24 protein-coding genes are annotated in these 25136 nt (G+C 61.0%); 20 read left to right on the top strand and 4 right to left on the bottom strand.

Features of this window, described 5'->3' with window-relative positions; translation table 11 throughout:
* Positions 1-27: 27 nt before the first annotated feature.
* The 6 genes from EPK99_RS10540 to EPK99_RS10515 are packed head-to-tail and all read left to right on the top strand — an operon-like array spanning position 28 to position 2955.
* Positions 28-339: an AbrB/MazE/SpoVT family DNA-binding domain-containing protein gene (locus EPK99_RS10540; protein ID WP_128442976.1), complete on the top strand. Its 312-nt coding sequence runs from the start codon at positions 28-30 to the stop codon at positions 337-339.
* Positions 336-734, top strand: coding sequence for a type II toxin-antitoxin system VapC family toxin (locus EPK99_RS10535; protein WP_128442975.1), 399 nt, complete (start codon positions 336-338; stop codon positions 732-734). The genes EPK99_RS10540 and EPK99_RS10535 overlap by 4 nt, the downstream gene beginning before the upstream one ends.
* The gene (gene ruvB, locus EPK99_RS10530; RefSeq protein ID WP_128442974.1) at positions 731-1771 is read left to right on the top strand and encodes a Holliday junction branch migration DNA helicase RuvB; all 1041 of its coding nucleotides are present in this window, start codon (positions 731-733) and stop codon (positions 1769-1771) included. Before EPK99_RS10535 ends, ruvB begins: the two co-directional genes overlap by 4 nt.
* Entirely contained in the window at positions 1764-2282 is a 519-nt protein-coding gene (locus tag EPK99_RS10525; RefSeq protein WP_128442973.1) for an NUDIX hydrolase, read from the top strand. Before ruvB ends, EPK99_RS10525 begins: the two co-directional genes overlap by 8 nt.
* Positions 2283-2336: 54 nt before the next feature.
* A complete protein-coding gene (locus tag EPK99_RS10520) occupies positions 2337-2558 on the top strand; it encodes a hypervirulence associated TUDOR domain-containing protein (RefSeq protein WP_128442972.1) in 222 nt (73 codons plus the stop codon).
* A complete protein-coding gene (locus tag EPK99_RS10515) occupies positions 2551-2955 on the top strand; it encodes a hypothetical protein (protein ID WP_245582385.1) in 405 nt (134 codons plus the stop codon). The genes EPK99_RS10520 and EPK99_RS10515 overlap by 8 nt, the downstream gene beginning before the upstream one ends.
* On the opposite strand, the gene EPK99_RS10510 is transcribed toward EPK99_RS10515, so the two are convergent.
* From EPK99_RS10510 to EPK99_RS10500, 3 genes are read right to left on the bottom strand one after another with little or no spacing between them, the layout of a single operon-like run.
* A complete protein-coding gene (locus EPK99_RS10510) occupies positions 2942-3829 on the bottom strand; it encodes an NAD-dependent epimerase/dehydratase family protein (protein WP_128442971.1) in 888 nt (295 codons plus the stop codon). The two genes, EPK99_RS10515 and EPK99_RS10510, sit on opposite strands and share 14 nt — an antisense overlap.
* Positions 3826-4635, bottom strand: a complete 810-nt coding sequence (locus EPK99_RS10505) for a glycosyltransferase (RefSeq protein ID WP_128442970.1) — start codon at positions 4633-4635, stop codon at positions 3826-3828. Before EPK99_RS10505 ends, EPK99_RS10510 begins: the two co-directional genes overlap by 4 nt.
* A gap of 23 nt (positions 4636-4658) precedes the next feature.
* The gene (locus EPK99_RS10500) at positions 4659-5879 is read right to left on the bottom strand and encodes an NAD-dependent epimerase/dehydratase family protein (RefSeq protein WP_128442969.1); all 1221 of its coding nucleotides are present in this window, start codon (positions 5877-5879) and stop codon (positions 4659-4661) included.
* A gap of 124 nt (positions 5880-6003) precedes the next feature.
* Here EPK99_RS10500 and ybgC point away from each other — a divergent pair, with 124 nt between their 5' ends.
* The 10 genes from ybgC (at position 6004) to glmM (ending at position 17472) form a co-directional block, all read left to right on the top strand.
* Positions 6004-6456 carry a tol-pal system-associated acyl-CoA thioesterase gene (gene ybgC / locus EPK99_RS10495; RefSeq protein ID WP_128442968.1) on the top strand — a complete coding sequence of 151 codons (453 nt, stop codon included), beginning with the start codon at positions 6004-6006 and terminating at the stop codon, positions 6454-6456.
* 373 nt (positions 6457-6829) lie between these two features.
* Complete coding sequence (gene tolQ, locus EPK99_RS10490; protein ID WP_128442967.1) at positions 6830-7549, top strand: protein TolQ; 720 nt, start codon at positions 6830-6832, stop codon at positions 7547-7549.
* 28 nt (positions 7550-7577) lie between these two features.
* Entirely contained in the window at positions 7578-8033 is a 456-nt protein-coding gene (tolR, locus tag EPK99_RS10485; protein ID WP_128442966.1) for a protein TolR, read from the top strand.
* A gap of 10 nt (positions 8034-8043) precedes the next feature.
* Positions 8044-9270 (top strand): energy transducer TonB, encoded by a 1227-nt coding sequence (locus EPK99_RS10480; RefSeq protein WP_128442965.1) that lies wholly within the window; start codon positions 8044-8046, stop codon positions 9268-9270.
* A 60-nt stretch (positions 9271-9330) separates the two neighbouring features.
* A complete protein-coding gene (gene tolB / locus EPK99_RS10475; protein WP_425374196.1) occupies positions 9331-10608 on the top strand; it encodes a Tol-Pal system beta propeller repeat protein TolB in 1278 nt (425 codons plus the stop codon).
* Positions 10609-10783: 175 nt separating this feature from the next.
* The gene (pal, locus tag EPK99_RS10470) at positions 10784-11320 is read left to right on the top strand and encodes a peptidoglycan-associated lipoprotein Pal (RefSeq protein WP_128442963.1); all 537 of its coding nucleotides are present in this window, start codon (positions 10784-10786) and stop codon (positions 11318-11320) included.
* Positions 11321-11502: 182 nt separating this feature from the next.
* Entirely contained in the window at positions 11503-12531 is a 1029-nt protein-coding gene (ybgF, locus tag EPK99_RS10465; RefSeq protein ID WP_128442962.1) for a tol-pal system protein YbgF, read from the top strand.
* Positions 12532-12551: 20 nt separating this feature from the next.
* Positions 12552-13871, top strand: coding sequence for a tRNA lysidine(34) synthetase TilS (gene tilS, locus EPK99_RS10460; RefSeq protein ID WP_128442961.1), 1320 nt, complete (start codon positions 12552-12554; stop codon positions 13869-13871).
* A 104-nt stretch (positions 13872-13975) separates the two neighbouring features.
* Positions 13976-15910, top strand: coding sequence for an ATP-dependent zinc metalloprotease FtsH (gene ftsH, locus EPK99_RS10455; protein WP_128442960.1), 1935 nt, complete (start codon positions 13976-13978; stop codon positions 15908-15910).
* A gap of 206 nt (positions 15911-16116) precedes the next feature.
* Positions 16117-17472, top strand: a complete 1356-nt coding sequence (glmM, locus tag EPK99_RS10450; protein WP_128442959.1) for a phosphoglucosamine mutase — start codon at positions 16117-16119, stop codon at positions 17470-17472.
* 353 nt (positions 17473-17825) lie between these two features.
* Here the strand turns inward: glmM and EPK99_RS10445 are convergent, their stop codons facing one another.
* Positions 17826-19634 carry a glycoside hydrolase family 15 protein gene (locus EPK99_RS10445; RefSeq protein WP_245582384.1) on the bottom strand — a complete coding sequence of 603 codons (1809 nt, stop codon included), beginning with the start codon at positions 19632-19634 and terminating at the stop codon, positions 17826-17828.
* Between the two features lie 262 nt (positions 19635-19896).
* Between EPK99_RS10445 and EPK99_RS10440 the strand changes: the two genes are divergently transcribed.
* The 4 genes from EPK99_RS10440 (at position 19897) to EPK99_RS10425 (ending at position 25087) form a co-directional block, all read left to right on the top strand.
* Positions 19897-20721 (top strand): outer membrane protein, encoded by an 825-nt coding sequence (locus tag EPK99_RS10440; protein WP_128442958.1) that lies wholly within the window; start codon positions 19897-19899, stop codon positions 20719-20721.
* Positions 20722-20907: 186 nt separating this feature from the next.
* A complete protein-coding gene (locus EPK99_RS10435; RefSeq protein WP_128442957.1) occupies positions 20908-22089 on the top strand; it encodes a phosphoserine transaminase in 1182 nt (393 codons plus the stop codon).
* An 80-nt stretch (positions 22090-22169) separates the two neighbouring features.
* Entirely contained in the window at positions 22170-23765 is a 1596-nt protein-coding gene (serA, locus tag EPK99_RS10430; RefSeq protein WP_128442956.1) for a phosphoglycerate dehydrogenase, read from the top strand.
* Between the two features lie 272 nt (positions 23766-24037).
* Positions 24038-25087: a Tim44 domain-containing protein gene (locus EPK99_RS10425; protein WP_128442955.1), complete on the top strand. Its 1050-nt coding sequence runs from the start codon at positions 24038-24040 to the stop codon at positions 25085-25087.
* The last annotated feature ends 49 nt before the right edge of the window (positions 25088-25136 follow it).

The following is a 25136-nucleotide window of genomic DNA, read 5'->3' as shown; positions in this document are numbered from 1 at the left end:
AAATGCACAACCCATGGGGGCCTTGAGATGAGTGCTTTATCAAGATTGAGTTCAAAGGGTCAACTCACCATCCCGAAAGACGTGCGGGATAGGCTGGATCTTTCGCCCGGCACGGAGTTCTACGTGACGGTGGAAGGCGGACGAGTCTTGGCCACGCCCAAGAATTTGACCGGTCCCAAGGAGGCTAATCGAAAGAGCGTCATGGACCTTGCGGGAATTCTTGGTAAGCCGCCGAACGGCAGGAGCTTTACCATAGAGGAGATAGACGAAGCGATCATCAACGCGGTCGTTGAAGATGACGAGCGGATCCAGCGGGAATGGAACGAAGGCCATAAATGATCGGTATAGACACGAACGTCCTGTTGCGATTTCTCGTGGAGGATGAACCGGCGCAGAGCGCGGTTGCGCACCAGTTCATGCTAGAGCGATCCGCTGAGGATCCCGCTTATATCAGCGCCGTAGTGCTTGCCGAAACGGTCTGGTTCTTGAGCCGACGCCTTGATTATCCAAAAACTCGGATTTTCGAAGTCCTGGGAGTGCTTGCTCAATCGGCCGAAATCGTTGTCGAGCATTCTGCCGAACTGAAGCACCTAGTAGCAGCCACTCGGCAGCCAGCCGCCGACATTGCAGACTATCTCGTCGCCTGGTCGGCTTTGAAGTCGGGCTGCAGCAAGACCTTTACCTTCGACCAGAAAGCCGCGACCCGCGTGCCCGGAATGGAACTTCTTGCATGACCGAACCCGCCCGCCTGATATCGCCGGAAAAGCGCGGCGAAGACCTGGATACGGCGCTGCGGCCGCAGTCTTTGGACGAGTTTACCGGCCAGGCCGAGGCGCGCGCCAATCTCAAGGTCTTCATTGAAGCTGCCAAGGGGCGCGGCGAGGCGCTGGACCATGTGCTGTTCGTCGGTCCGCCGGGGCTCGGCAAGACGACGCTGGCGCAGATCATGGCCAAGGAGCTGGGTGTCAATTTCCGCTCCACTTCCGGTCCGGTGATCGCCAAGGCGGGCGATCTGGCGGCGCTTCTGACCAATCTCGAAGAGCGCGACGTGCTGTTCATCGACGAGATCCATCGTCTCAACCCAGCGGTGGAGGAAATCCTCTATCCGGCCATGGAAGATTTCCAGCTCGACCTGATCATCGGGGAGGGGCCGGCGGCGCGGTCGGTGAAGATCGACCTGTCGAAGTTCACGCTGGTGGCGGCAACGACCCGGCTTGGCCTTCTGACGACCCCACTCCGCGACCGTTTCGGCATTCCGGTGCGGCTGTCCTTCTATACGGTCGAGGAACTGGAATTGATCGTGCGGCGCGGGGCGCGGCTGATGAACTTGCCCATGACGGATGAGGGTGCGCGCGAGATCGCGCGGCGGGCTCGCGGGACGCCGCGTATCGCCGGCCGGCTTTTGCGCCGCGTTCGCGACTTCGCCGAGGTTGCCAGGGCGGAATCGGTCACCAAGCAGATCGCCGACGAGGCGCTGACGCGCCTGCTGGTGGACAATATGGGTTTCGACCAGCTCGACAAACGCTATCTCAATATGATTGCGGTCAATTTCGGCGGCGGACCCGTGGGAATAGAGACGATCGCCGCTGGCCTTTCCGAGCCCCGGGATGCGATCGAGGACATTATCGAGCCCTATATGATCCAGCAGGGTTTCATCCAGCGGACGCCGCGGGGCCGCGTACTGACGCCGAATGCTTGGAAACATCTGGGGCTGCAGCCGCCGAAGGATCTGGAAGCTGCACAATTCCGCATGAGCCTGGAAGATGAGTAAGCCTCAGGACCTTCGCATCCGGATGAAGTTCAAGCCGAAGCGCCTTTTCCAGATGCGCATCGCCGGGCTTGGTTTTCGCGACGGACATGTGCTGGTTCACCGCGCGGTGCATGAGGCGTTCTGGACCTTTCCGGGCGGGCGCGCCGAAATGGGCGAGACCTCGGAGGAAACGCTGAAGCGCGAGATGATGGAAGAACTGGGTGTCGACGTCAGTGTCGGGCGGCTTCTCTGGACAGTCGAGAACTTCTTCCATTACGAAGGCTGGAATTGCCATGAACTGGGGTTCTTCTACCTGATGGACGTGCCGCCGCATTTCCCGTTCCATCCGACAGACATCGTCCACCGCGTGCAGGATGGCCATGAGCTGGAGTTCAAATGGGTGCCGGCTACGACGGCTGCCCTGCGTGCGCTCGACATACCGCCCTATTTCATCGCGGAGGAGATCGAGAGCCTGCCGACGACGGTGCGGCACGTGGTCTGGCACGACGGCGACCTCGATTTGAAGTCGTGAATTTCGGAACATCATCCGGCCCCTGTCGTTTGCCTCGGACGGAAGGAGCCAAACATGCAGAACATCAAGGTCGGAAACGAAGTCGAGTGGAAGTGGGGCCGCGGAAAGGCTGAGGGCGAGGTTACGGAGAAATTCACCAAGGACGTCGAGCGCACGATCAAGGGCAAGACCATAAAACGCAAGGCCGATGCCGAAAAGCCAGCCTTCCTCGTCAAGCAGGAAGACGGCGACCGGGTTCTGAAAAGCCAATCGGAGCTGAAGAAGACCGATGGCTAACGCACAAATAGCTCACGACCATAAGGCTTCAACAACCGCGTCCAGCGGCGAGGCAGATTTCCGTCCGCCGGTCGAGGTCGCCGCTGCGGCTGAGAAGGGTCTGAAACTGCGCGAACAGTTCCGGCGCGGCGGTACGACCATCGGCATTGCCCGGGCGCGGGATCTGAAGCATCGGAAGTCTCTTTCGGAGAAGACCGTCAAGCGGATGGTCAGCTATTTCGCCCGCCACAGCGTCGATAAGCGCGCCGAGAACTTCGGAAACGATGAGAATCCATCGGCTGGTTATATTGCCTGGCTGCTCTGGGGCGGCGATGCCGGCCAGAAATGGGCCGAGCAACACAAGGCGGCGATCGAGAAAGCGAAGCAGAGCAAGATGCGGCGCGTCAAGCAGCACTGACTCCCGACGCCAGCAATTGCATCGTCCGGGCAAAGAGCGGTTTGCCGCCCGGATGCCAGCCAAGCGAACGGATCTTCCCAGTGTCCATGATATTGAGACCGCTCATATCCGCAAGGGGCGGCAGGATGGCATGTGCAGGCGTCGGCAGATAACCCAGTATGTCTCGCCGATCGACGACAAGGTCCGACAGGTTGAAGCTTTGGCCGCTGACCAGCTGCGGTTCCGCCTGCAGCATCAGCCGCACCGCCGCGACCACATCCGCTCCATGCACTTCGGTGCCAGCCCGAGGCGTCACAGGCTTTCCCGCCAGATAATCCCCAAACAACCCATCCCATTTGTTTGGCCGAAGACTGCCATAAACGCCGGTCATTCGAAGGCTGGCGGTGGTGAAACCGCTTGTCGCGAGCTCCGCGAGAGCGTGCTCCGTCTGAAGCTTGATTTGGCCGTAAAGGCTATCCGGCACAAGGGTCAAGTCTTCGTGGAGGCGGGTTCCGGCGGGCAACCCGTCATAGACGGCACGGCTCGACAGGAAGACGGTGCGGTGGACGCCGGCGCGCCTGGCCGTTTCGAAGAGCTTCACAGTGCCGTCGAGATTGAGACGGTGGAAGCGGCCGGGGTCCTCTCCTTCGCCGCCTCGATACTTCCCAGGAAGGTGGTCGAAGGCGGCATGGACGAAGGCTGCCGCGTCTTGGAAAGCGTCGGTCTGGTCGAGATCCGGGTTGAGCGAAAGAGGTGTGAAGCCAACGGGGCGGCTGAACAGACCCGGCCGGGGAGGCGTTCGACTGCCCGCAATCACTGTGTAGCCGTCGCCAAGAAGTCCTTCGACGATGTAGCGGCCGACAAGGCCGGTGGCGCCGGATACCAGGACTTTCATGATTTGCCCGGCGGTGACGGCAGCGCGTCCAGATCGACCTCCCGCTCTTCGTAGATGTCTTGCCACAGATCGATCAGCGGCTTCAGTCGCTCGGCCTTCGGATGGTCTTTCTCCCATGGCTTTTCATACTGGTAGTGAAGCACGGCAATGCTGTTCCAATCCCAAAGATCGGGCAGGTTGAACCAGACATATTGCAGCATGTTCATGAAAACCGGCAGGCCGTGCCAATCCGGAAAGAAGCTTTCGAGAAAACTCTGGTCGGTCCGGCGCCAGAAGCGCTCCGGCTCTTCGAGTGCTGTCAGCATGGCCTCATAGGTCGCAACCGAGGGGCGGGCCACGAAAACACCGGAGTTCAGCCGGTGGAAATCGGCAAGGCTTTCATAGACATTCGGCGCGGCTGAAAATTCTGGATAAACGAACAGCTTGTCGATGTTCTTCAGCACGATGGCATCTGCGTCGATGAAAACGCAGCGCTCGTATTGCGTCAGCTGCCATAGGCGCAGCTTGCAGAAATTGTCGAGCGGCGTGTGGAAGTCCGGCTTGCGGCCCTTGGTGAAGGGTGCGGCGCCATGAAGGGTCTTGCGGGCATGCCGCTCGTTGAAGGCGTCCGAGAGCGGCAGATGCTCGACCTCCACCACCCGGCAGCCGAGGGCGGCAAGTGGTGCGAGGTCTGTTTCTGGGACGACGTTCGTATAGAGGACGACGATATCGGCTGTCGTTCCGGTGCGCCGGATCGAGCGCGTCAGCGCGGTGGCGCCCATCGCATAATCTGCGTTGGTCACGAGGGTGACATAGGCGTTGGTCATGAGGTGAGGCGCCTTCAACAAACTCACGACACCGATTTCAGCCGCCTGCCTTCGGGATCGTGCTCCACCTTGGCGGCAATGTCCTTCGTCCAGGCGGATACGGCCGGAACGCGGGAGCGATCGACCCGATAAGCATATTTGCGGGCGACATCGACAATTTCCGACAGCAGGCCTTCGCCGAGCGTGGTCGGGTCCAGACCCAGGCCCAGAAATTTCTCGTTCCTGACCACGAGATCGTTTTCGGGAGCCTCCTTGCGCGGGTTTGGCAACCAGGCGATCTGCGAACCGCTCATGCGGGCAATCATTTCGGCCAGATCGCGAACCCTGTGCGTCTCCGTCATCTGGTTGAAGATCTCGACCCGGCTGCCGCGGACCGGTGGATTGTTGAGCGCGATCTCGATGCAGCGTACCGAATCCTGGATGTGGATGAAGGCGCGCGTCTGGCCTCCCGTACCGTGCACGGTCAGCGGATAGCCGATTGCTGCCTGGATCAGGAAGCGGTTGAGCACGGTTCCGTAGTCGCCGTCATAGTCGAACCGGTTGATCAGCTGCTCGTGGCGGCGGGTCTGTTGCGTATGCGTGCCCCAGACGATGCCCTGGTGGAGATCGGTGATCCGCAAGCCATCGTTCTTGGCGTAGAACTGGAACAGCAGCTGATCCAGGCACTTCGTCATATGGTAGATGGAGCCGGGATTGGCCGGATAAAGGATTTCCTGGGACGCCGTGCGGCCATCGGTCGTCTCGATGCCGACGGGAAGATAGCCTTCGGGGATGGCCGCACCGACCGTGGAATAGCCATAGACGCCCATAGTGCCCAGATGCACGAGATGGGCATCGAGATCGAGCTCCACCATGGCATTCAGCAGGTTATGCGTGGCGTTGACGTTGTTGTTGACCGTATAGTTCTTGTGCCGGTCGCTTTTCATGGAATACGGCGCCGCGCGCTGCTCGGCGAAGTGGATGATCGCGTCCGGGCGGTTCTTCGCCAGCCAGCCCTTCAGCAGCTCGTAGTCCCTGGCCAGGTCGATCAGGTGGAAATGGATGCGGCGGCCGGTTTCCGCGTGCCAGATTCGGGTCCGCTCCTGAATGCTATCCATGGGCGTCAGTGACTGGACCCCGAGTTCGGTATCGATCCAACGGCGGGAAAGATTGTCGAGAATGTGGATGTCGTGGCCCGCCTCCGAGAGATGGAGCGAGGTCGGCCAGCCGACAAAACCGTCGCCGCCGAGAACTGCTATCTTCATCAAGACTCTCCGCTGGTTTTCGGACTATTCCTGATAGGCGGGATATGTGACAGGAATCCGGCGTGGCTGGGTCAATGTTCCAAGTCTAACCAATGAAGCAGCGAAAATTTTCCAAGGCAATGGCATGAGTGACCAAAAATTTCTTCTGGCTGGCGAATTACTGGATGGTGGCCATCGCCTGGTGCAGCGCGTCTACTACGAGGACACGGACTTTTCCGGCATGGTCTACCACGCCCGCTATCTTCACTTCCTCGAGCGCGGCCGCACGGACTATCTGCGCTGCCTCGGCTGCGAGCAGAGCACGCTTCTATCTGCCGACGAGGAGGGGTTGGTCTTCGTCGTCCACCGGATGGAGATCGATTTCAAGCAGCCAGCGCGGATGGACGACATCCTCATGATCCAGACAATGACGGAGAAGGCAGGCGGCGCGAAGATGTTGCTGAATCAGGAAATTCGCCGCGGCGAGACGCTGCTGATCGCCGCCAAAGTGGTGATAGCGGTCATCAACAAACATGGCCGCCCCCGCCGCCTGCCGGAGACCATCGCCGAGAAGTTCCTTACCGCAGCGGCGGAATGAAGACGTTACCTGCCGCCGCAGGTGTGTTGCGAATCGCCCATCGACCAGTTCAGCCGGCTCCCGTGAGATATTTGGTCCGACCCTCACGCGGCTTTGATTGAAGCGCCAGTAATAATCGCGGTGGTGTGCAGAAAGATACTTGAAGCTCCGCCTGTAACACATTCTTAACGATAATGATGTCTTACTGCGGGCTGAGGAAATTGTGCAACGCACGCCTTCCTTTGACCAAATTTGAAAGCGAGAAGCCAAGCTGAAGCTCATTGCGCACAGGGCGAAGGGCGCATCCAGCGAACATTCGGAATTCTCGCGAGAGCGCGCTTTTGAACCCGCCCGGTCTTAAAGCCGGGCGTTTGGATTCGGGGATTGTTGATCGATGGAACAGGTAGGTTTGGCGGCGGCGGCAAGCGAAGTGAGCCTCTGGTCGCTGTTCATGCAGGCGGGTTGGGTCGTCAAGCTGGTGATGATCGGGTTGCTCGGCGCGTCCGTCTGGACCTGGGCGATCGTCATCGACAAATATGTGAGCTTTGCCAAGGCCAAGCGCCAGTTCGACCAGTTCGAGCAGGTGTTCTGGTCCGGCCAGTCGCTGGAAGAGCTCTATCGGAGCCTGGCCGATCGCCAGAATACCGGGCTGGGCGCGATTTTCGTGGCCGCCATGCGGGAATGGAAGAAGAGCTTCGAGCGGGGTGCGCGTTCGCCGATCGGTCTGCAGATGCGCATCGACCGGGCGATGGACGTGACCATAGCACGCGAGGGCGAAGGCTTCGAAGCGCGGCTCGGCTCGCTGGCAACGATCGGCTCCGCCGGTCCCTTCATCGGCCTGTTCGGGACCGTGGTCGGCATCATGACCTCTTTCCAGGCCATTGCCGGTTCCAAATCAACCAATCTTGCGGTCGTGGCGCCGGGTATCGCCGAAGCGCTTCTGGCAACGGCCATCGGTCTCGTGGCCGCTATTCCGGCAGTTATCGCCTACAACAAGTTCATGGGCGATGCCGGCAAGCTGTCGGCCCGCATGGAAGGCTTTGCCGACGAGTTTTCAGCCATCCTGTCACGCCAGATCGATGAAAAGCTGCAGCCGCGCCAGGCTGCGCAGTAACGGTTAGCCGGGCCAAGGAGCACGTATCATGGGCATGTCTGCCGGAGGATCCAAGGCATCGGGAGGCGGACGTCGCAGGCGTGGCGGGCGTCGCGGCGGTGCCATCAGCGAAATCAACGTCACGCCTCTCGTCGACGTCATGCTGGTGCTGTTGATCATCTTCATGGTCGCCGCGCCGATGATGACCGTCGGCGTTCCCATCGACCTGCCTGAAACCCAGGCCAAGGCGATGAACTCCGATACGCAGCCGATCACCATTTCCGTCAATACGAAGGGCGAAATCTTCCTGCAGGAAACGCCGATCGCCATCGACGACATCCTGCCGAAGCTGCAGGCCATTGCCACCACCGGCTATAACGAGCGCATTTACGTGCGCGGAGACACCTCAGCCGCCTATGGCGGGGTGATGAAGGTCATGGCCCGTATTTCTGCAGCTGGTTACAAGAATATCGGTCTTGTAACGCTGCAGGAACAGGAGAAGTGATCGCGGCGCCATGAAAGGTAGTGTCGGCACATCGGTCGCTCTGCACCTGCTGGTTCTCGGCTGGGCGATGTTAACGCTTTCCGCTCCGGCGCCGCTGACGGTTGCCGACGTGGAGGCGTTCCCGGTCGATATCGTGCCGGTGGAATCGATGACGCAGATGCAGCAGGGCGACAAGAAGGCTCCCAACAAGGACAAGCCGTCGCCGAAGGAAACCAAGAACCAAAAGGCCATCGAGAACGCTGAAAATGCGGGCGAGAACGATGTGGACCTGAAGACGCCGCCGACGCCGACGGCAAAGCCGAAGCCAGTCGAGGTGGCTGCTGCGCCGAAGCCTGTCGAACGGCCGACGCCCACGCCAACGCCCGAGCAGAACGAGGTGAAGGAAATCGCGCCGGAGGAGACCGCTCCGAAACCTGTGGAGACGGCAGCGCTGCCGCAGCCTAAACCCGAGCCGACACCGCCCAAGCCGGAACCCACCCCGCCGAAGCCCGAGCCCATGCCGCCGAAGCCGGAAGCGGCCAAGCCGACGCCGGCGCCCGTTCAGGCGGAAAACCAGTCCGAGACCGGAGAGCTGCCGCAAACGCCGCCGCTTCCGATGGCAAAACCGCAGCCGCCCAAGCCCGAGCCGCCGAAGGAAGAGGCAAAGCCGGTCGAGAAGCCCGTGGAAAAGACGCCGGAGAAGAAGCCGGAAACCCCGAAGCCGACCGAAGTCGCCAAGGCCGATACAAAGGCGACGGATACATCCAAGCCGACCGACAAGAAGGAAGGCAAGAAGCAGGACGCCGCCAAGTCTTCGTCGTCGCAGAAAAGCGATTTCAATGCCGACCAGATCGCAGCCATGCTCAACAAGCAGGATGCTTCGGGTGGTGGCGCCAAGCGGTCCGCAACGCCGGCCTCGACGGGAAGCACCAAGCCTTCTACAGGCGCGAAGCTCAGCCAGAGCGAGATGGACGCGTTGCGCGGCCAGATCTCCAACAACTGGTCGACCATTGCCGGCATCGAGGGCCTGCAGGGGATGATTATACGGGTGCATATGAGGCTCGACCAGTCGGGCGCGATCGTGGGCGAGCCGGAGGTTTCCTCCAGCGGCGGCTCCGATACGGCCAGACGAACAATGGAATCAAGCGCCCGCCGCGCAGTGCTGCGGTCGTCACCCTTCAAGAATCTGCCTGCCGACAAGTATGATTCTTGGAGCGAAGTCGTCGTCAATTTCGACCCCAGCGAGCTGGGGCTCTAAGAGATGAAAGCGTAGCTGAAAGGCTTTATGGATATGATCAGACGTTCCTTCCTTGGCCTCATGATGGGAGGCGCCAGCGTGGCGGCTCTCACGTCCCCGGCCCATGCGCTGGTGGAAATCAACATCAACAAGGGCAATGTCGAGCCCTTGCCGATCGCGATCACGGACTTCCTGTCCAATAACGAGCTCGGGCCGCAGATCTCTCAGGTGATTGCAGCCGATCTGCAGCGCTCCGGGCTGTTTGCGCCGGTCAACCGGCAGGCCTTCATCGAGAAGATCACCGATCCGGGCAAAGCACCGCGCTTCGAGGACTGGAAGGCGATCAACGCCCAGGCGCTCGTGGTCGGCCGCGTCAGCCGCGAAGGCGACGGCCGGTTGCGTGCCGAGTTCCGCCTCTGGGATACCTATGCCGGCAGCCAGATGAGCGGCCAGCAATTCTTCACCCAGCCGGAAAACTGGCGCCGCCTGGCCCATATCATCGCCGACGCGATCTATGAGCGCATCACCGGCGAGAAGGGCTATTTCGATACCCGCGTCGTGTTCGTTTCGGAAAGTGGCCCGAAGACTGCCCGCCAGCGGCAGCTTGCCATCATGGACCAGGACGGGTTCAACGTCCGCATGCTGACCAATGGCAAGGACCTGGTGCTGACGCCGCGCTTTTCGCCAAGCCGGCAGGAAGTCACCTACATGTCCTTCGAAGGCAACCAGCCGCGCGTTTATTTGCTGCAGCTGGAAACCGGCCAACGCGAGGTGGTGGGCAATTTCCCCGGCATGACCTTCTCGCCGCGCTTTTCGCCGGATGGCCAGAAGGTCATCATGAGCCTTCAGCAGGAAGGCAATGCGAATATCTACACGATGGACCTTCGCTCGCGCACCACGACGCGCCTGACCAGCACGGCGGCGATCGATACGGCGCCCTCATACTCCCCAGACGGCGGTCGGATCACCTTCGAAAGCGACCGCGGCGGCAAGCAGCAGATCTACGTCATGGGTGCCGACGGTTCCGGCCAGAGCCGCATCTCGTTCGGCGACGGCTCCTATTCGACGCCTGTCTGGTCGCCGCGCGGCGACCTCATCGCCTTTACGAAGCAGTCGGGCGGCAAGTTCTCGATCGGCGTGATGAAGCCGGACGGATCGGGCGAGCGGGTTCTGACCTCTGGCTTCCACAATGAAGGCCCGACCTGGGCGCCCAACGGGCGCGTGCTGATGTTCTTCCGTCAGGCGGCCGGTGCCGGAGGACCCCAGCTATATTCCATCGACCTGACGGGTTATAACGAACAGCTGGTCAAGACGCCGGGTTATGCGTCCGACCCGGCATGGTCGCCGCTGCTCGAATAAGACGGAAACTTGACCTGGCGGCCGACACCGCCTCTTTCCCGCCCTATTCTCTTGGAAAAGGGCGGAACAACGGGACAGACAAGACTTCATTAACCATAGAAGTTTGATCATGGTTAACCGCTTTCGGTTAGAGTCTGGCAACTCTGAAATGCAATCGATCAAGGAGAGACCGGCCATGAGCCGCACTGGAACCCCGGCGATGAGCCGCATGCAGACCCTCGCTCGCAACCCTGCCGTCATCGCGCTGACGCTCGCCCTGGCGCTCGCGGGCTGCGCCAACAAGAAGAACCTGCCCAACAATGCAGGTGATCTCGGCCTCAACGGTGCAGGCTCGGCAACGCCCGGTTCGACCCAGGACTTCACTGTGAATGTCGGCGACCGCATCTTCTTCGATACCGACTCGACCTCGATCCGTGCCGATGCCCAGCAGACGCTCGACCGTCAGGCCCAGTGGCTGCAGCGCTATCCGAAATATGCCATCACGATCGAAGGCCATGCCGACGAACGCGGCACGCGCGAATACAATCTGGCGCTCGGCGCACGCCGCGCTGCCGCCACGAAGGATTATCTGTCTTCACGCGGCATTCCGGCCAATCGCCTGAAGACCATCTCCTACGGCAAGGAACGCCCGGTCGCCGTCTGCGACGACATTTCCTGCTGGTCGCAGAACCGTCGCGCTGTAACGGTGCTTGGCGGCGGCGCCGGCATGTAACCACACCCGGACGGGGTGACAATTTGGTAATAAAAGGCGGCTTCGGGCCGCCTTTTTATTTTTTCCTTAGTTTGGCCCCGATTTGCAGGATTTTGGACCTGACATTGGTTGCTTTTTTACGGCAGTTGTAAAAATCTCCTGACGCGCCATTCCGGCGCAAATCAAAGAGCAGGACGGACGACATGAGAAAAATTGTCTTGGCAGCGATGCTAGGGCTGGCGGTGACGAGCGGCCCTGCGGGCGCCTTTTCGTTGCCGAAACTTTTTCAGGGCGAGCAGACCGTTTCGCAACAGCAGGCGGCCAAGGATCGGCCCGTCATTCTGGCGCAAAGCAACGATGCCGTCCGGATCCAGCAGCTCCAGGAAGAGGTGCGTCAGCTCAATGGTCGCATCGAGGAAATGAGCTATCAGCTGCTGCAGATGCAGGAGCAACTGCGAAAGACGCAGGAAGATAACGAATTTCGTTTCCAGGACCTGGAAAAGAAGAAGAGAACCGAAGTGGACGACACGGCCGGGAAACCGGCCGTGGCGGCCAACCGCGGCACAACCGCCGCCCCACCGGCATCGTCCGGTGCTTCGGACGACGTCGCCCGCATCATCGACCAGCCGTCGGCTGCGATCCCAGGCGCAGGCGCACCTTCTTCATCGGGTCGTGCCGCGCCACCGCCAACGACGCTCGGCTCGATCGATTTCGACCAGAACGGCAATGCTCGTGGGGCATCGCGCAGCCAGACGAACAATTCCGCTGGACTTCCTGGTGTCGATACGGGCGGTCAGACGGCGCGCGGAGCCACAGGCAACCAGGATCAGCAGCAGACGGCATCGCTCGGCAGCGAAAACGACTCTTACAAGATCGCCTATGACCATGTTCTTGCCGGCGACTATCCGCTGGCAGAGAAGGAATTTTCCAGCTACCTCGCCGCCTATCCAAAGAGCACCCGCGCCGGCGATGCCAGTTTCTGGTTGGGCGAAGCCCAGTATTCGCAGGGCAAATATACGGACTCGGCCAAGACGTTCCTCAACGCCCACCAGACTTACGGCAAATCGGCCAAGGCGCCGGAAATGCTGCTGAAGCTCGGCATGTCGCTGGCGCAGCTCGACAACACCGAGACCGCCTGCGCAACACTTCGCGAAGTGCCCAAGCGTTATCCCAATGCGCCCAAGGCCGTGCTGACCAAGGCAACCAGCGAGCAGAAGCGTCTCTCCTGCTGACCGCATTTTCCGGGTAACGGATGCTTTCTCCCGAACAGGCTGCCCGGCGTCTTCTCCAATCCCTCCACAGGCCTTGCCGGTTGCTGGTCGCAGTGTCAGGCGGCAGCGATTCGCTTGGTCTTCTTACGATGCTTGCCGACAGCCTTGGCGCGTCCTCCGCTGACGGTATTTCCCTTGCCGCCGCCACCATCGATCATGGTCTTCGCGCCGAAAGCGCCGACGAGGCTGATGCCGTTGCTCAATTCTGCAGCGCCCGGGGCATACCCCATTTGATCCGCCGATGGGGTGGCGATAAGCCGAAGGCGGGGCTTTCCGCCGCAGCCCGCGAGGCGCGCTACGCCCTGCTGATGGACATAGCCGATGAGCTTGATGCGACGGCTATTCTCACCGGTCATACGCTGGACGACCAGCGGGAGACGGTGGCGATGCGGGCAGCAAGAAGCGACGATCACGACAATCTCGGTCTTGCGGGAATGGCGGAAGAGGTGCTCCTGCAGCGCCGGCGCTGGCTGCTGCGTCCGTTTCTGTCAACGCGGCGGGCAGATATTCGGCTTGCTCTGGTGGAACGGGACATCGCCTGGCTCGATGATCCCAGCAACACCGATCCTCATTACGAGCGGGTGCGGATGCGGCAGGCGCTGGCCACGGAAGCCTTGTCTGTTTCGCGCGAGATCTTTGAGGCCGGGGAGCGGCGGCGCAGACTGTCCGAAGAGGCTGCGGGTTTCTTGCGGCGGCATGCGACGCTGCAGCAGGGTGTACTGGCCCATATCGGACCCGCCGGCCTCGACGAACCGCAAGACGTGCTTCGCCATGGGCTCGCTGCCTTGGCCGCTGTGCTCGGGGGGAGGGAGCACGGATTAAGGCGGGAAAGCCTCGACCGAATCATGGCGTTCGTCGGCGCTCGCCGGCCGGGACGCATTACTGCCGGCCGCGTCATCTTCGACATGAGGCGGGAAGGGCTTTACATGCAGCGTGAAAATCGTGGCCTGCCTTCGGTCGATGTGCTGCCGGGGGAAGACACCGTCTGGGACGGACGCTACCGTATCGACAACGCTAGCGACGATGTGCTTCGGATTGCTTCCATGGCAACGGACAGGGAGGCTGGGGCGAAACTGTTCCCCGACGTGCCGCCATCGGTGGCGTTCAGGGCAATGTCCGTCATGCCGAAGCTAGAAAGCCTTGCTGGCGCGTTATCTGGCCGCGTCCGTATGGAGGTCATGGCTCCGTTCGAGCGCTTCCTGCCTTCGTTCGACCTTGAAATGGCCCGCCAGATTGGGGTTTTGCTCGGATGCAACGATTTCCCGCTGTCGCCGGTTAATGTTTCCAGACGGAAAAGCTAAACCGTGTTCCGCTACTGCCTTGGCAAGCCCGGCCCGCAATCCTATGTTAAGAGCCAAGCAAAGGCGGCCGCCAACGTGCTGGCCGTCGCAGTCCGGGGAGTTCGATGAACCCAAACTTTCGTAATTTTGCCCTCTGGGCTATCATAGCCCTCTTGCTGATCGCTTTGTTCAGCATGTTCCAGACGGCGCCAACGCAGACCAGCTCGCGCGAGATTCCATATTCGCAGTTCCTGCATGATGTGGATTCCGGGCGGGTGCGCGATGTCGTCGTCACGGGCAACAGGGTGCTTGGAACCTATACCGAGAACGGTGCCAGCTTTCAGACCTACTCCCCCGTCATAGACGACACGTTGATGGACCGGCTGCAGTCCAAGAACGTCACCATCGTCGCCCGTCCGGAAACGGATGGGTCTTCTGGTTTTCTGAGCTATCTCGGCACGCTGCTGCCCATGCTGCTGATCCTCGGCGTCTGGCTGTTCTTCATGCGGCAGATGCAGGGCGGTTCGCGCGGGGCCATGGGCTTCGGCAAGTCCAAGGCAAAGCTTCTGACCGAAGCGCATGGCCGCGTGACGTTCGAAGACGTGGCCGGCGTGGACGAGGCCAAGCAGGATCTTGAAGAAATCGTGGAGTTCCTGCGCGATCCGCAGAAGTTCCAGCGGCTCGGCGGCCGTATTCCGCGCGGCGTGCTTCTGGTCGGTCCTCCGGGTACAGGTAAGACGCTTCTGGCCCGCGCCATTGCCGGCGAGGCCAATGTGCCCTTCTTCACCATTTCCGGTTCGGACTTCGTTGAAATGTTCGTCGGCGTCGGCGCAAGCCGTGTGCGCGACATGTTCGAACAGGCCAAGAAGAACGCGCCCTGCATCATCTTCATCGACGAAATCGATGCGGTCGGTCGTCACCGCGGCGCCGGTCTCGGTGGCGGCAATGATGAACGCGAACAGACCCTCAACCAGCTGCTGGTCGAGATGGATGGCTTCGAGGCGAATGAAGGCATCATCCTGATCGCGGCGACCAACCGTCCCGACGTTCTCGATCCGGCGCTGCTGCGTCCGGGCCGTTTCGACCGTCAGGTCGTGGTTCCGAACCCAGACATCGTCGGTCGCGAGCGCATTCTGAAGGTCCATGCCCGCAACGTGCCGCTTGCACCGAATGTCGATCTGAAGGTGCTGGCGCGCGGTACGCCCGGCTTTTCGGGTGCCGACCTGATGAACCTCGTCAACGAAGCTGCCCTCATGGCTGCCCGCCGCAACAAGCGGATGGTCACCATGAGCGAATTTGAAGACGCCAAGGACAAGATCATGATGGGCGCGGAACGCCGCTCCTCCGCCATGACCGAAGCCGAAAAGAAGCTGACCGCGTATCACGAGGCCGGCCATGCCATCACGGCGCTCAACGTGCCGGTTGCCGATCCGCTGCACAAGGCAACGATCATTCCGCGCGGTCGCGCGCTCGGCATGGTGATGCAGCTGCCGGAAGGCGACCGTTATTCCATGAGCTTCAAGTGGATGGTTTCGCGGCTCGTCATCATGATGGGTGGCCGCGTGGCGGAGGAACTGACCTTCGGCAAGGAGAATATTACCTCCGGAGCATCGTCCGATATCGAGCAGGCAACCAAGCTTGCCCGCGCCATGGTCACCCAGTGGGGCTTTTCCGACGTACTCGGGCAGGTCGCCTATGGTGAGAACCAGCAGGAAGTCTTCCTCGGCCATTCGGTTTCGCAATCGAAGAACGTGTCCGAATCGACCGCCCAGAAGATCGATATGGAAGTACGCCGCCTGATCGACGAGGCCTATACCGAAGCTCGCCGCATCCTGACCGAGAAGCACGACGAATTCGTCATCCTGGCCGAAGGGCTGCTGGAATACGAAACAATGTCGGGTGAGGAAATCAAGGCGCTGATCAGAGGCCAGAAGCCTTCGCGCGACACGGGCGACGATTCTCCGACCGCTCGCGGCTCGGCAGTACCAAGTGCAGGGTCCAAGAAGGATGAGCCGAAGGGCGGCGAACCTGAAGGTGGGCTGGAGCCACAGCCGCGCTGACATCGACTGTCATCGACATGGAAAAGGTCGTCCGGCTTCGTCGGGCGGCCTTTTTTGGTAACGGGATATAATCACTTTTGACGCTAATTTATGTGCCAGTACCACCCAAGTGTGGCATTAGCGAAGCTCGCCATATGCGGTAATACAAATATGATCGGGTTCGATCCCCGCGAAGGCCGCCTCAGGGCGATGATGAAGGAGCTTGCATGACACGCCGCTATTTTGGCACCGACGGGATCCGCGGGCATTCGAACGTCTTCCCTATGACGCCCGACCTTGCCATGCGCGTCGGGATTGCCGTAGGCACCATGTTCCGCAACGGCAACCACCGCCATCGCGTGGTGATCGGCAAGGATACCCGCCTTTCCGGCTATATGCTGGAAAATGCCATGGTGGCCGGGTTCACCGCAGCGGGGCTCGACGTCTTCCTGCTTGGCCCGATTCCGACACCCGCGGTCGCCATGCTGACGCGTTCGCTGAGGGCAGATGTCGGTGTGATGATTTCCGCCTCCCATAATCCTTACGAGGACAACGGGATCAAGCTCTTCGGTCCGGACGGCTACAAGCTTTCCGATGAACTCGAGATGCAGATCGAGGATCTCCTCGACAAGGACCCGCATGCGCAACTGGCGAAGTCGGCCGATATCGGCCGTGCCAAGCGCGTAGAGGGCGACATCTACCGCTATATCGAACATGTGAAGCGCACCCTGCCTCGCGACGTGACGCTGCACGGCCTGCGGGTCGCCATCGACTGCGCCAATGGTGCGGCCTACAAGGTCGCCCCGCTCGCTCTCTGGGAACTCGGCGCTGAGGTGGTGACGATCGGCAACGAGCCGAACGGCACCAACATCAATCTCGACTGCGGCTCCACGAGCCCGGCCAATCTTCAGAAGAAGGTTCATGAAGTGCGTGCCGATATCGGCATTGCGCTCGATGGGGATGCGGACCGTGTCATCATCGTGGACGAGCGCGGCGAGATCATCGACGGCGACCAGCTCATGGCGGTAATTGCCGAAAGCTGGGCGGAAGACGAAAAACTGACGGGCGGCGGGATCGTCGCGACCATCATGTCCAATCTGGGACTAGAGCGCTTCCTTCGGGGCAAAGGGCTCGATCTTGCGCGCACCAAAGTGGGCGACCGCTACGTCGTGGAGCACATGCGCAACCACAATTTCAACGTGGGTGGCGAACAATCGGGTCATATCGTGCTGTCCGACTTCGGCACGACAGGCGACGGCCTTGTGGCGGCATTGCAGATCCTGGCACGCGCCAAGCGGCTTGGCCGCCCGGTGAGCGAGATATGCCGACGCTTCGAGCCTGTGCCGCAACTGTTGAAGAACGTCCGTTTTTCGGGAGGTAAGCCGCTGGAGGATATGGTTGTCCGTCAAGCGATCGCCGATGCCGAATCGGAACTCGTTTCGAAAGGCCGGCTTGTGATCCGCCCCTCGGGAACCGAGCCGCTGATCCGCGTCATGGCGGAAGGCGACGACCGGGCGCAGGTGGAGCGTATCGTCGATGGATTGGTTGACGTCATCGCCAATGTGCGCTCGGCTGCTGCCTGATCTAGGACCAATCGACATTCAGGATTTGGAGCGTGGTATGAGGGAAAATCGTTCAGTTCCAGGAGCGAACCCGATGGTGGATCTTATATCCATCGGGGATTCGCGACGCGGAAATGGGCGATTTTCACCATATCCCTGCGGAACGCGCCGGATTTTGTCCCTGGCCCTTCGGGCGTTCGGCTGACAAAAGGTCCACTGGACCTTTTGTCAGGTAAGCCCGATAAACCAGACCTCACCGTCGGAAAGGCCTTGTGGAGGAAAGGCTCCACTGCAGCCTTCCCTCCTGTTCAGAAGCAAAATCCGCTCGCGCCACGCCCGAAACCTGAATGTCGATTGGTCCTAGCTCGGTGTCTTTACGGACGCCACTGGCTGAACCTTCCGTCCAGGGCGCCGTCGAGATAGAAGGCGGCGCTGATCAGCGCCAAATGGGTGAAAGCCTGCGGGAAATTACCGAGGAATTCGCCCCGAGCGTCGAATTCTTCCGAATAGAGCTGCAAGTGGTTGCCGAGCTGCAGCAGCTTTTCCATGTTGATCCGCGCTTCCTCCAGCCGTCCGGCACGGGCCAGGCACTCCACAAACCAGAAGGAGCAGGCAGCGAAATAGCCCTCCTGCCCATCGAGCGCGTCGTCTCGCCGATACCGCATGACCAGGCAGCCATCGGCGAGTTCTGCCGAGATTGCATCCAGTGTCGAAAGCCAGGCCGGGTCCGTCGCGCTGATGAAGCGCACGAGCGGCATCATCAGCATGGACGCGTCGAGGTTGTCGCCGCCTTTCGTGTGGACGAAGTGGCCGAGTTTCTCGTTCCAGAAGTTCTGCCAGATGTTCTCGCTGATGGCGTTCCTTGTCTCGATCCAGCGTCCAAAGGGGGCCGAGAGCGACCGCTTCTGGGCTAGCCGCACAGCGCGGTCCACTGCGACCCAGCACATGAGCCGCGAATGCAGTTGCTCGCTCGGTTCGCTGCGCATTTCCCATATGCCCGCATCCGGCTCCTGCCAGATCTCGCAGACGTGGTCCACCACCTCGCGGACGCCGCTCCAGTTCCGGTGCGAGATGGCTTCACCGTATTTGTTGCTGATGTAGATGGAATCGAGCAACTCGCCGTATATATCGAGCTGAACCTGACCAGCGGCGTCATTGCCGATGCGCACCGGGCGGGCGCCGCCATAGCCCGACAGATGCGGAAGTTCGATCTCTCTAGGAGTCCTGCGTCCATCCAGCCCATACATGATCTGCAACTGGCCGTCGTCGGAACGCTCGGTCCGCTCAGTCAGCCAGTGGGTGAAAGCGTTCGCCTCATCCTGATAGCCGAGCCGCATCAGCGCGTAGATCGTAAAGGAGGCGTCGCGGATCCAGGTTGCGCGGTAATCCCAGTTGCGCTCGCCTCCGGGCGCTTCCGGCAGACCAAATGTGCCGGCGGCGGCGATCGATCCGTATTTCTCGGAGGTCAGCATCTTAAGCGCCAGCGCGGAGCGGGTGACGGCGCCCCTCCAGCGTCCGCGATAGGTCGATTTTTTCGCCCAGCCCTGCCAATAGCTGACGGTTTGCTGGATGATCGCAGTCACCGCTTCCCCTTCCGGCAGGTCGCCGGCATTTCCGTCGAGGACGATATCGAGGGTTTCGCCAGCCTTCAGGCGGAAGGAGGCGCTGACGCCCCCATTCTCTACAACAAAGGACACGGGTGCGGACAGACGCAGGGTCAGGTCTCCCACACTGAAAAAGGCTTGCCCGTCCTCTATCGTGACGTCGGGTTTCTGACGGGCATAGTCGAAACGTGGCCAGCACCGAAGTTCAAATTCGATTTCGCCGCGGCTCACCTCGATACGGCGAATGAGGGACAGCGGCCCGTCCACCTCCTGCGGCAGGGGCATGAGGTCGGTCACCTGAGCGCTCTGGCTTTCGCCCAGCCAGCGGGTGGTGAGGACATTGCTCTCCGGTACGTAAAGCTGCAGGCAGCGTGCGTTCTTTATCTTCGGCGAGAGCTCGAAGGCACCGCCGCGATCGGCATCGAGCAGGGCTGCAAAGATGCTCGGGCTGTCCAGATAGGGCCAGCACAGGAAGTCGATCGTGCCGTCCCGGGCCACCAGGGCCAGCGTGCGCAGATTGCCGATGGCACCATGATCGGAAAGCGGACGCGGCACCGTTGGTTTTATAGCGGCTGACAAGTCTGCGGCGTCTCTTGATGAAATCAAAGCGTGCGTCCTTTCCGCTGGGGCTTCGGTTAACGCGGCCGCGGGGCGCATGGTTTCGTCACGAGCTGTCAAGAGGTAACGCTTGGCGCAGGAAGTAGATAGTTCCAACATGGAGCGGTTTGGTAAACAGGCATAGTTAAGTGGGACTTAACTTTTATCATTCATTCTCCACGACAGACGAGGGTGGCTGCGCGTCGTGCCTGCCATACGCGATACTAGCTTTGGAGATGAACCCATGAACAAGTGCCTGGCCAGCGTCTTCGCGCTGTTGCTGACGGTGAACGCCGCCAATTCCGCAGACCTTTATCAACCGCAGCCCGCGCCCCTTCAGGATGCTCCCGAGGTGACGGTTCAGGAAGCGTCCGGTTGGTATCTGCGCGGCGATGTCGGCTATTCCTTCAATCATATGCGCGGCGCCAAATACTTCCAGGGCTCGAATGCCAACGAAGTCGATTTCGACCACAGCTCCATCAAGGACAGCGCGCTGTTCGGCGGCGGCGTCGGCTACCAGATCAACAACTACCTGCGCACCGACGTGACCTTCGACTACCTTACCAAGGCAAACTTCAAGGGCTCTACGACGGGAAGCTGCTCCGGCTTTACCTGCACCTCGGACGACCGCGCCGACATGCGCGCCTATTCGCTGCTTGCCAATGCCTATGTCGATCTCGGCACCTATGGCTATGTCACGCCCTATATCGGCGCCGGCATCGGCGGTTCCTACGTCAAGTGGAGCAAGCTGCGCAACACGATCTGCGACGATCCGACGGCTCCCGGCTGCTACTCGACCGAACATGGCGGCGAGGGCAAGTGGCGCCTGACCTATGCGCTGATGGCCGGCGCATCGATCGATATCACCTGCAACCTCAAGGCCGACGTAGGCTACCGCTACCGCCACATCGCCGGTGGCGACATGTTCGGCTACGTCGACAATGGCGGTCCCGGCCGCGACAAGGGCTTTGATTCTCATGAAGCCCGCGTCGGCGCCCGCTACGTCTTCGGCGGTTGCGACACCCCGGCTCCCTACGAGCCGGCACCGGAGCCAATCGTCTACAAGTAATCTCTATCAGCCTTTTTCTTCCAGCCGCCCGGTGAAAGCCGGGCGGCTTTCGTTTGGCTCCGACATCTTGCGTCAAAAAAACGCCGGATCGCGACATTCCACTTGACTGGAATCGTGGACGCCATTACCCACGACGGCGGGACACTCCTCCCCAACGAGGAGCCAATTACCTGGAAGGGTATACATATGGCTAATGGCACCGCAAAGCCGGACGTGCGTCCGGAAAACACCCATTTTTCTTCTGGCCCTTGCTCGAAGCGCCCCGGTTGGTCGCTTGATGCTCTCTCCGACGCTCCGCTCGGTCGTTCGCACCGCGCCAAGGTCGGCAAGACGAAGCTGAAGCAGGCCATCGACCTTACCCGTGATATTCTCCAGGTGCCCGCGGATTACCGCATCGGAATCGTGCCCGCTTCAGACACGGGTGCCGTCGAAATGGCGCTATGGTCGCTGCTCGGCGAGCGCGGCGTGGACATGCTGTCCTGGGAGAGCTTTGGCGCCGGCTGGGTTACCGACGTCGTCAAGCAGCTCAAGCTCAAGGACGTGCGCAAGATCGAAGCGGGCTACGGCCTTCTTCCGGACCTTTCCACCGTCGATTTCGACCGTGACGTGGTCTTTACCTGGAACGGAACGACCTCCGGCGTTCGGGTTCCCAATGCCGATTTCATCCCGGCCGACCGCAAGGGCCTGACCATATGCGACGCCACGTCGGCGGCGTTCGCGCAGGACATGGACTTTTCCAAGCTCGATGTCGTCACCTTCTCCTGGCAGAAGGTGCTGGGCGGGGAGGGCGGCCATGGCATGCTTATCCTCAGCCCGCGTGCGGTCGAGCGCCTGCAGAGCTACACGCCGGCCTGGCCGCTGCCGAAGATCTTCCGCCTCACCTCCGGTGGCAAGCTGATCGAAGGCATCTTTACCGGCGAGACGATCAATACGCCGTCCATGCTCTGCGTCGAAGACTATATCGACGCACTGAACTGGGCGAAGTCGCTCGGCGGTCTGAAGGCCCTCACGGCCCGTGCCGACGCCAATGCCAAGGTGATCTTCGATTTCGTGGCGGCCAATGGCTGGATCGAGAACCTTGCCGTCGAAGCGGCGACGCGGTCGAATACCTCCGTCTGCCTCAAGATCGTCGATCCCGACGTTACGGCGCTGGACGACGACGCGCAGGCGGCCTTTGCCAAGGGCGTGGTGGCTATCCTGGAAAACGAAGGCGTCGCCTTCGATACGGGCGCCTATCGCGATGCTCCGTCCGGGCTTCGCATCTGGGCTGGCGCCACGATCGATGAAGCCGACATGAAGGCCCTGATGCCCTGGCTGGATTATGCGTTCAAGACGCAGAAGGCCGCGCTTACCAAGGCTGCCGCCTAGCCAGCACCATATCGGCTCCGCTTCGATGCGGAGCCGCCATTCCCCATTCAGCATCGATCCTCATTTTAGGAGCCCAATCCATGGCACCTCGCGTTCTCGTATCCGACGAACTTTCGGAAACCGCCGTCCAGATCTTCCGCGACCGTGGGGTCGAGGTGGATTTCCAGCCCAAGCTCGGCAAGGACAAAGATAAACTCGCCGAAATCATCTGCAATTACGATGGCCTCGCCATCCGCTCCGCCACAAAGGCGACGGAAAAGCTGATTGCCGCTGCGACCAATCTCAAGGTCATCGGCCGCGCCGGCATCGGCGTGGACAATGTCGATATCCCGGCCGCCTCGCGTCGCGGCATCATCGTCATGAACACGCCCTTCGGTAACTCGATCACAACGGCCGAGCACGCCATCGCCCTGATGTTCGCCGTCTCCCGTCAGCTGCCGCAGGCCGATGCCTCGACCCAGGCCGGCAAATGGGAAAAGTCGAAGTTCATGGGCGTCGAGATCACCGGCAAGACGCTCGGCGTCATTGGCGCCGGCAATATCGGCTCCATCGTCTGCCGTAAGGCAATCGGGCTTGGTATGCACGTCATCGCCTACGACCCCTTCCTTTCCGTGGAGCGGGCGCAGGAAATGGGCGTCGAAAAGGTGGAACTGGAGGAACTGCTGGCGCGTGCCGACTTCATCACGCTGCATGTACCGATGACCGACAAGACGCGCGGCATCCTGAACCGGGAAGCGCTGGCCAAGACCAAGAAGGGTGTCCGCATCATCAACTGCGCGCGTGGCGGTCTGGTCGATGAGGCAGCCCTTGCCGACGCCATCAAGGCCGGCCATGTCGCCGGTGCCGGCTTCGACGTGTTCGAAGTGGAGCCCGCGACGGAAAGCCCGCTGTTTGGCCTCGACAATGTCGTCTGCACGCCGCATCTGGGCGCTTCCACCAGGGAAGCGCAGGAAAATGTCGCCCTGCAGGTGGCCGAGCAGATGTCGGACTACCTGATAAAGGGGGCAGTCTCGAACGCGATCAACATGCCGTCGATCACGGCGGAAGAAGCGCCGCTCCTGAAGCCCTTCATCCGGCTTGCCGACGTGCTGGGTGCTTTCGTCGGCCAGGTGACTGAAGATGCGATCAAGGAGATCGAGATCCTTTATGACGGCGCGACGGCTTCCATGAACACAAAGGCACTTACGAGCGCGCTTCTGGCAGGTCTGATCCGTCCGCAGGTCTCGGATGTGAACATGGTTTCGGCGCCGATCATGATCAAGGAAAAGGGCGTCATCCTGTCCGAGGTCAAGCGCGACAAGTCGGGTGTGTTCGACGGCTATATCAAGCTTACGGTCAAGACCAACACCATGACGCGCTCGGTTGCAGGCACGGTCTTCTCCGATGGCAAGCCGCGCTTCATCCAGATCAAGGACATCAACCTCGATGCCGATGTCGGCGCGCACATGGTCTACATCACCAATACGGACGTTCCCGGCATGATCGGCTTTATCGGTACGACGTTCGGCAATGCCGGCGTCAACATCGCCAACTTCCATCTTGGCCGCGACAGCCAGGGGGGCGACGCGATCGCCTTGCTGTATGTCGACGGGCCGGTCTCGCAGGAGGTGCTCGACAGGCTGACCGCCAATCCGGCGATTCGGCAGGCAAAGCCGTTGGCCTTCAACGTCGATTAAGGCTGGCGAGCCCGGCCTTGATCAGGCGGGCATAAAAAATTTCCTCCCAAGGAATGCGGAAGGCTCGGTGCGATTTGCGCCGGGCCTTTTTGCTTTTTGGCCTTCCGTTCAATGGCTGGTCACTTTTCCGTAGGTTGCAACGGCGGAACTTGCTCCTGCTTTTCTGGTTCGATATCTACTTTTGCGGGAAATGGTGACGTACCCCTAAAATTCGGGAGCTTCCCTTTCTATATACGATGGGACCGCGAAAGCGCGGCCAAGAGGAGAAGATCATGTTATCCAAGCTTCGGCGTTTTCAGAAACTGTTTGCGGTCCTGACGATCGGCATGGCTGTTTCCCTGACCGCCGTGGATATGGCAGAGGCACGCCGCGCAGGCGGGTCCAGCAGCTTCGGCAGCCGCGGCACGCGCACCTATTCGCCGCCCGCTGCGACGAACACCGCACCCGGCGCCGCGACAGGCATTCAGCGCTCGATGACGCCTAACACGCCCCAGAACGCCACGACGCCGCAGCCGGGCTTCGGTCAGCAGGCAGCACAGCAGCCGCGACGCGGCCTGTTCGGTGGTCTCGCCGGCGGTCTTCTCGGCGGTCTGTTCCTGGGCGGCCTGTTCGGCATGATGATGGGCGGCGGGTTTGGCGGTATGGCCGGCATGCTGGGCATGATCTTCCAGATCGCGTTGATCGCAGGCCTTGCTATGCTTGCCTTCCGCTTCTTCGGCCGGCGCCAGCAGCAGGCGGCAGGTCCGACAGGGCGCTACGGCGCCGACAATGCCGACCAGCAGCGCAATGCCTATAACGCGCCGCACCAGAACCAGGGTGGCTTCCAGATCCCCAAGATCGGCGGCTTCGGTCTGGGCGGCGGGAGCGCCAACCCTCAGGCCGCTGCCCCGCGTCAGGCAGGACCTCAGACCGACGAAATCGGCATCACCAGCCGTGACTTCGACCAGTTTGAGAAAATGTTGCAAGATGTGCAGTCGGCCTATGCGGCGGAAGACTATTCGAAGCTTCGCATGCTGACGACGCCGGAGGCCATGTCCTATCTTGCCGAAGAACTCGGCGAAAACGCCACAAATGGCGTGAAGAACGAGGTCAAGGACGTCAAGCTGCTTCAGGGCGACCTCTCGGAAGCCTGGCGCGAAAACGGTCAGGACTATGCGACCGTCGCCATGCGCTACTCGAGCGTGGATTACATGAAGGAGCGGGACAGCGGCAAGGTGGCCAATGGCGACCCGAACCAGCCGAGCGAAACGGTGGAAGTATGGACCTTCGTTCGCAAGCCCGCCAATGACTGGAAGGTCTCGGCCATCCAGTCGGCCGCGTGACAGGTTAACGACTGGAAGGTCTCGGCCATCCAGTCGGCCGCGTGACAGG

The sequence above is a fragment of the Neorhizobium lilium genome (assembly GCF_004053875.1).
GTDB lineage: Bacteria > Pseudomonadota > Alphaproteobacteria > Rhizobiales > Rhizobiaceae > Neorhizobium > Neorhizobium lilii.
The sequence above is the reverse complement of the archived record's forward strand: the minus strand, read 5'-3'. Positions and strand labels throughout refer to the sequence as shown.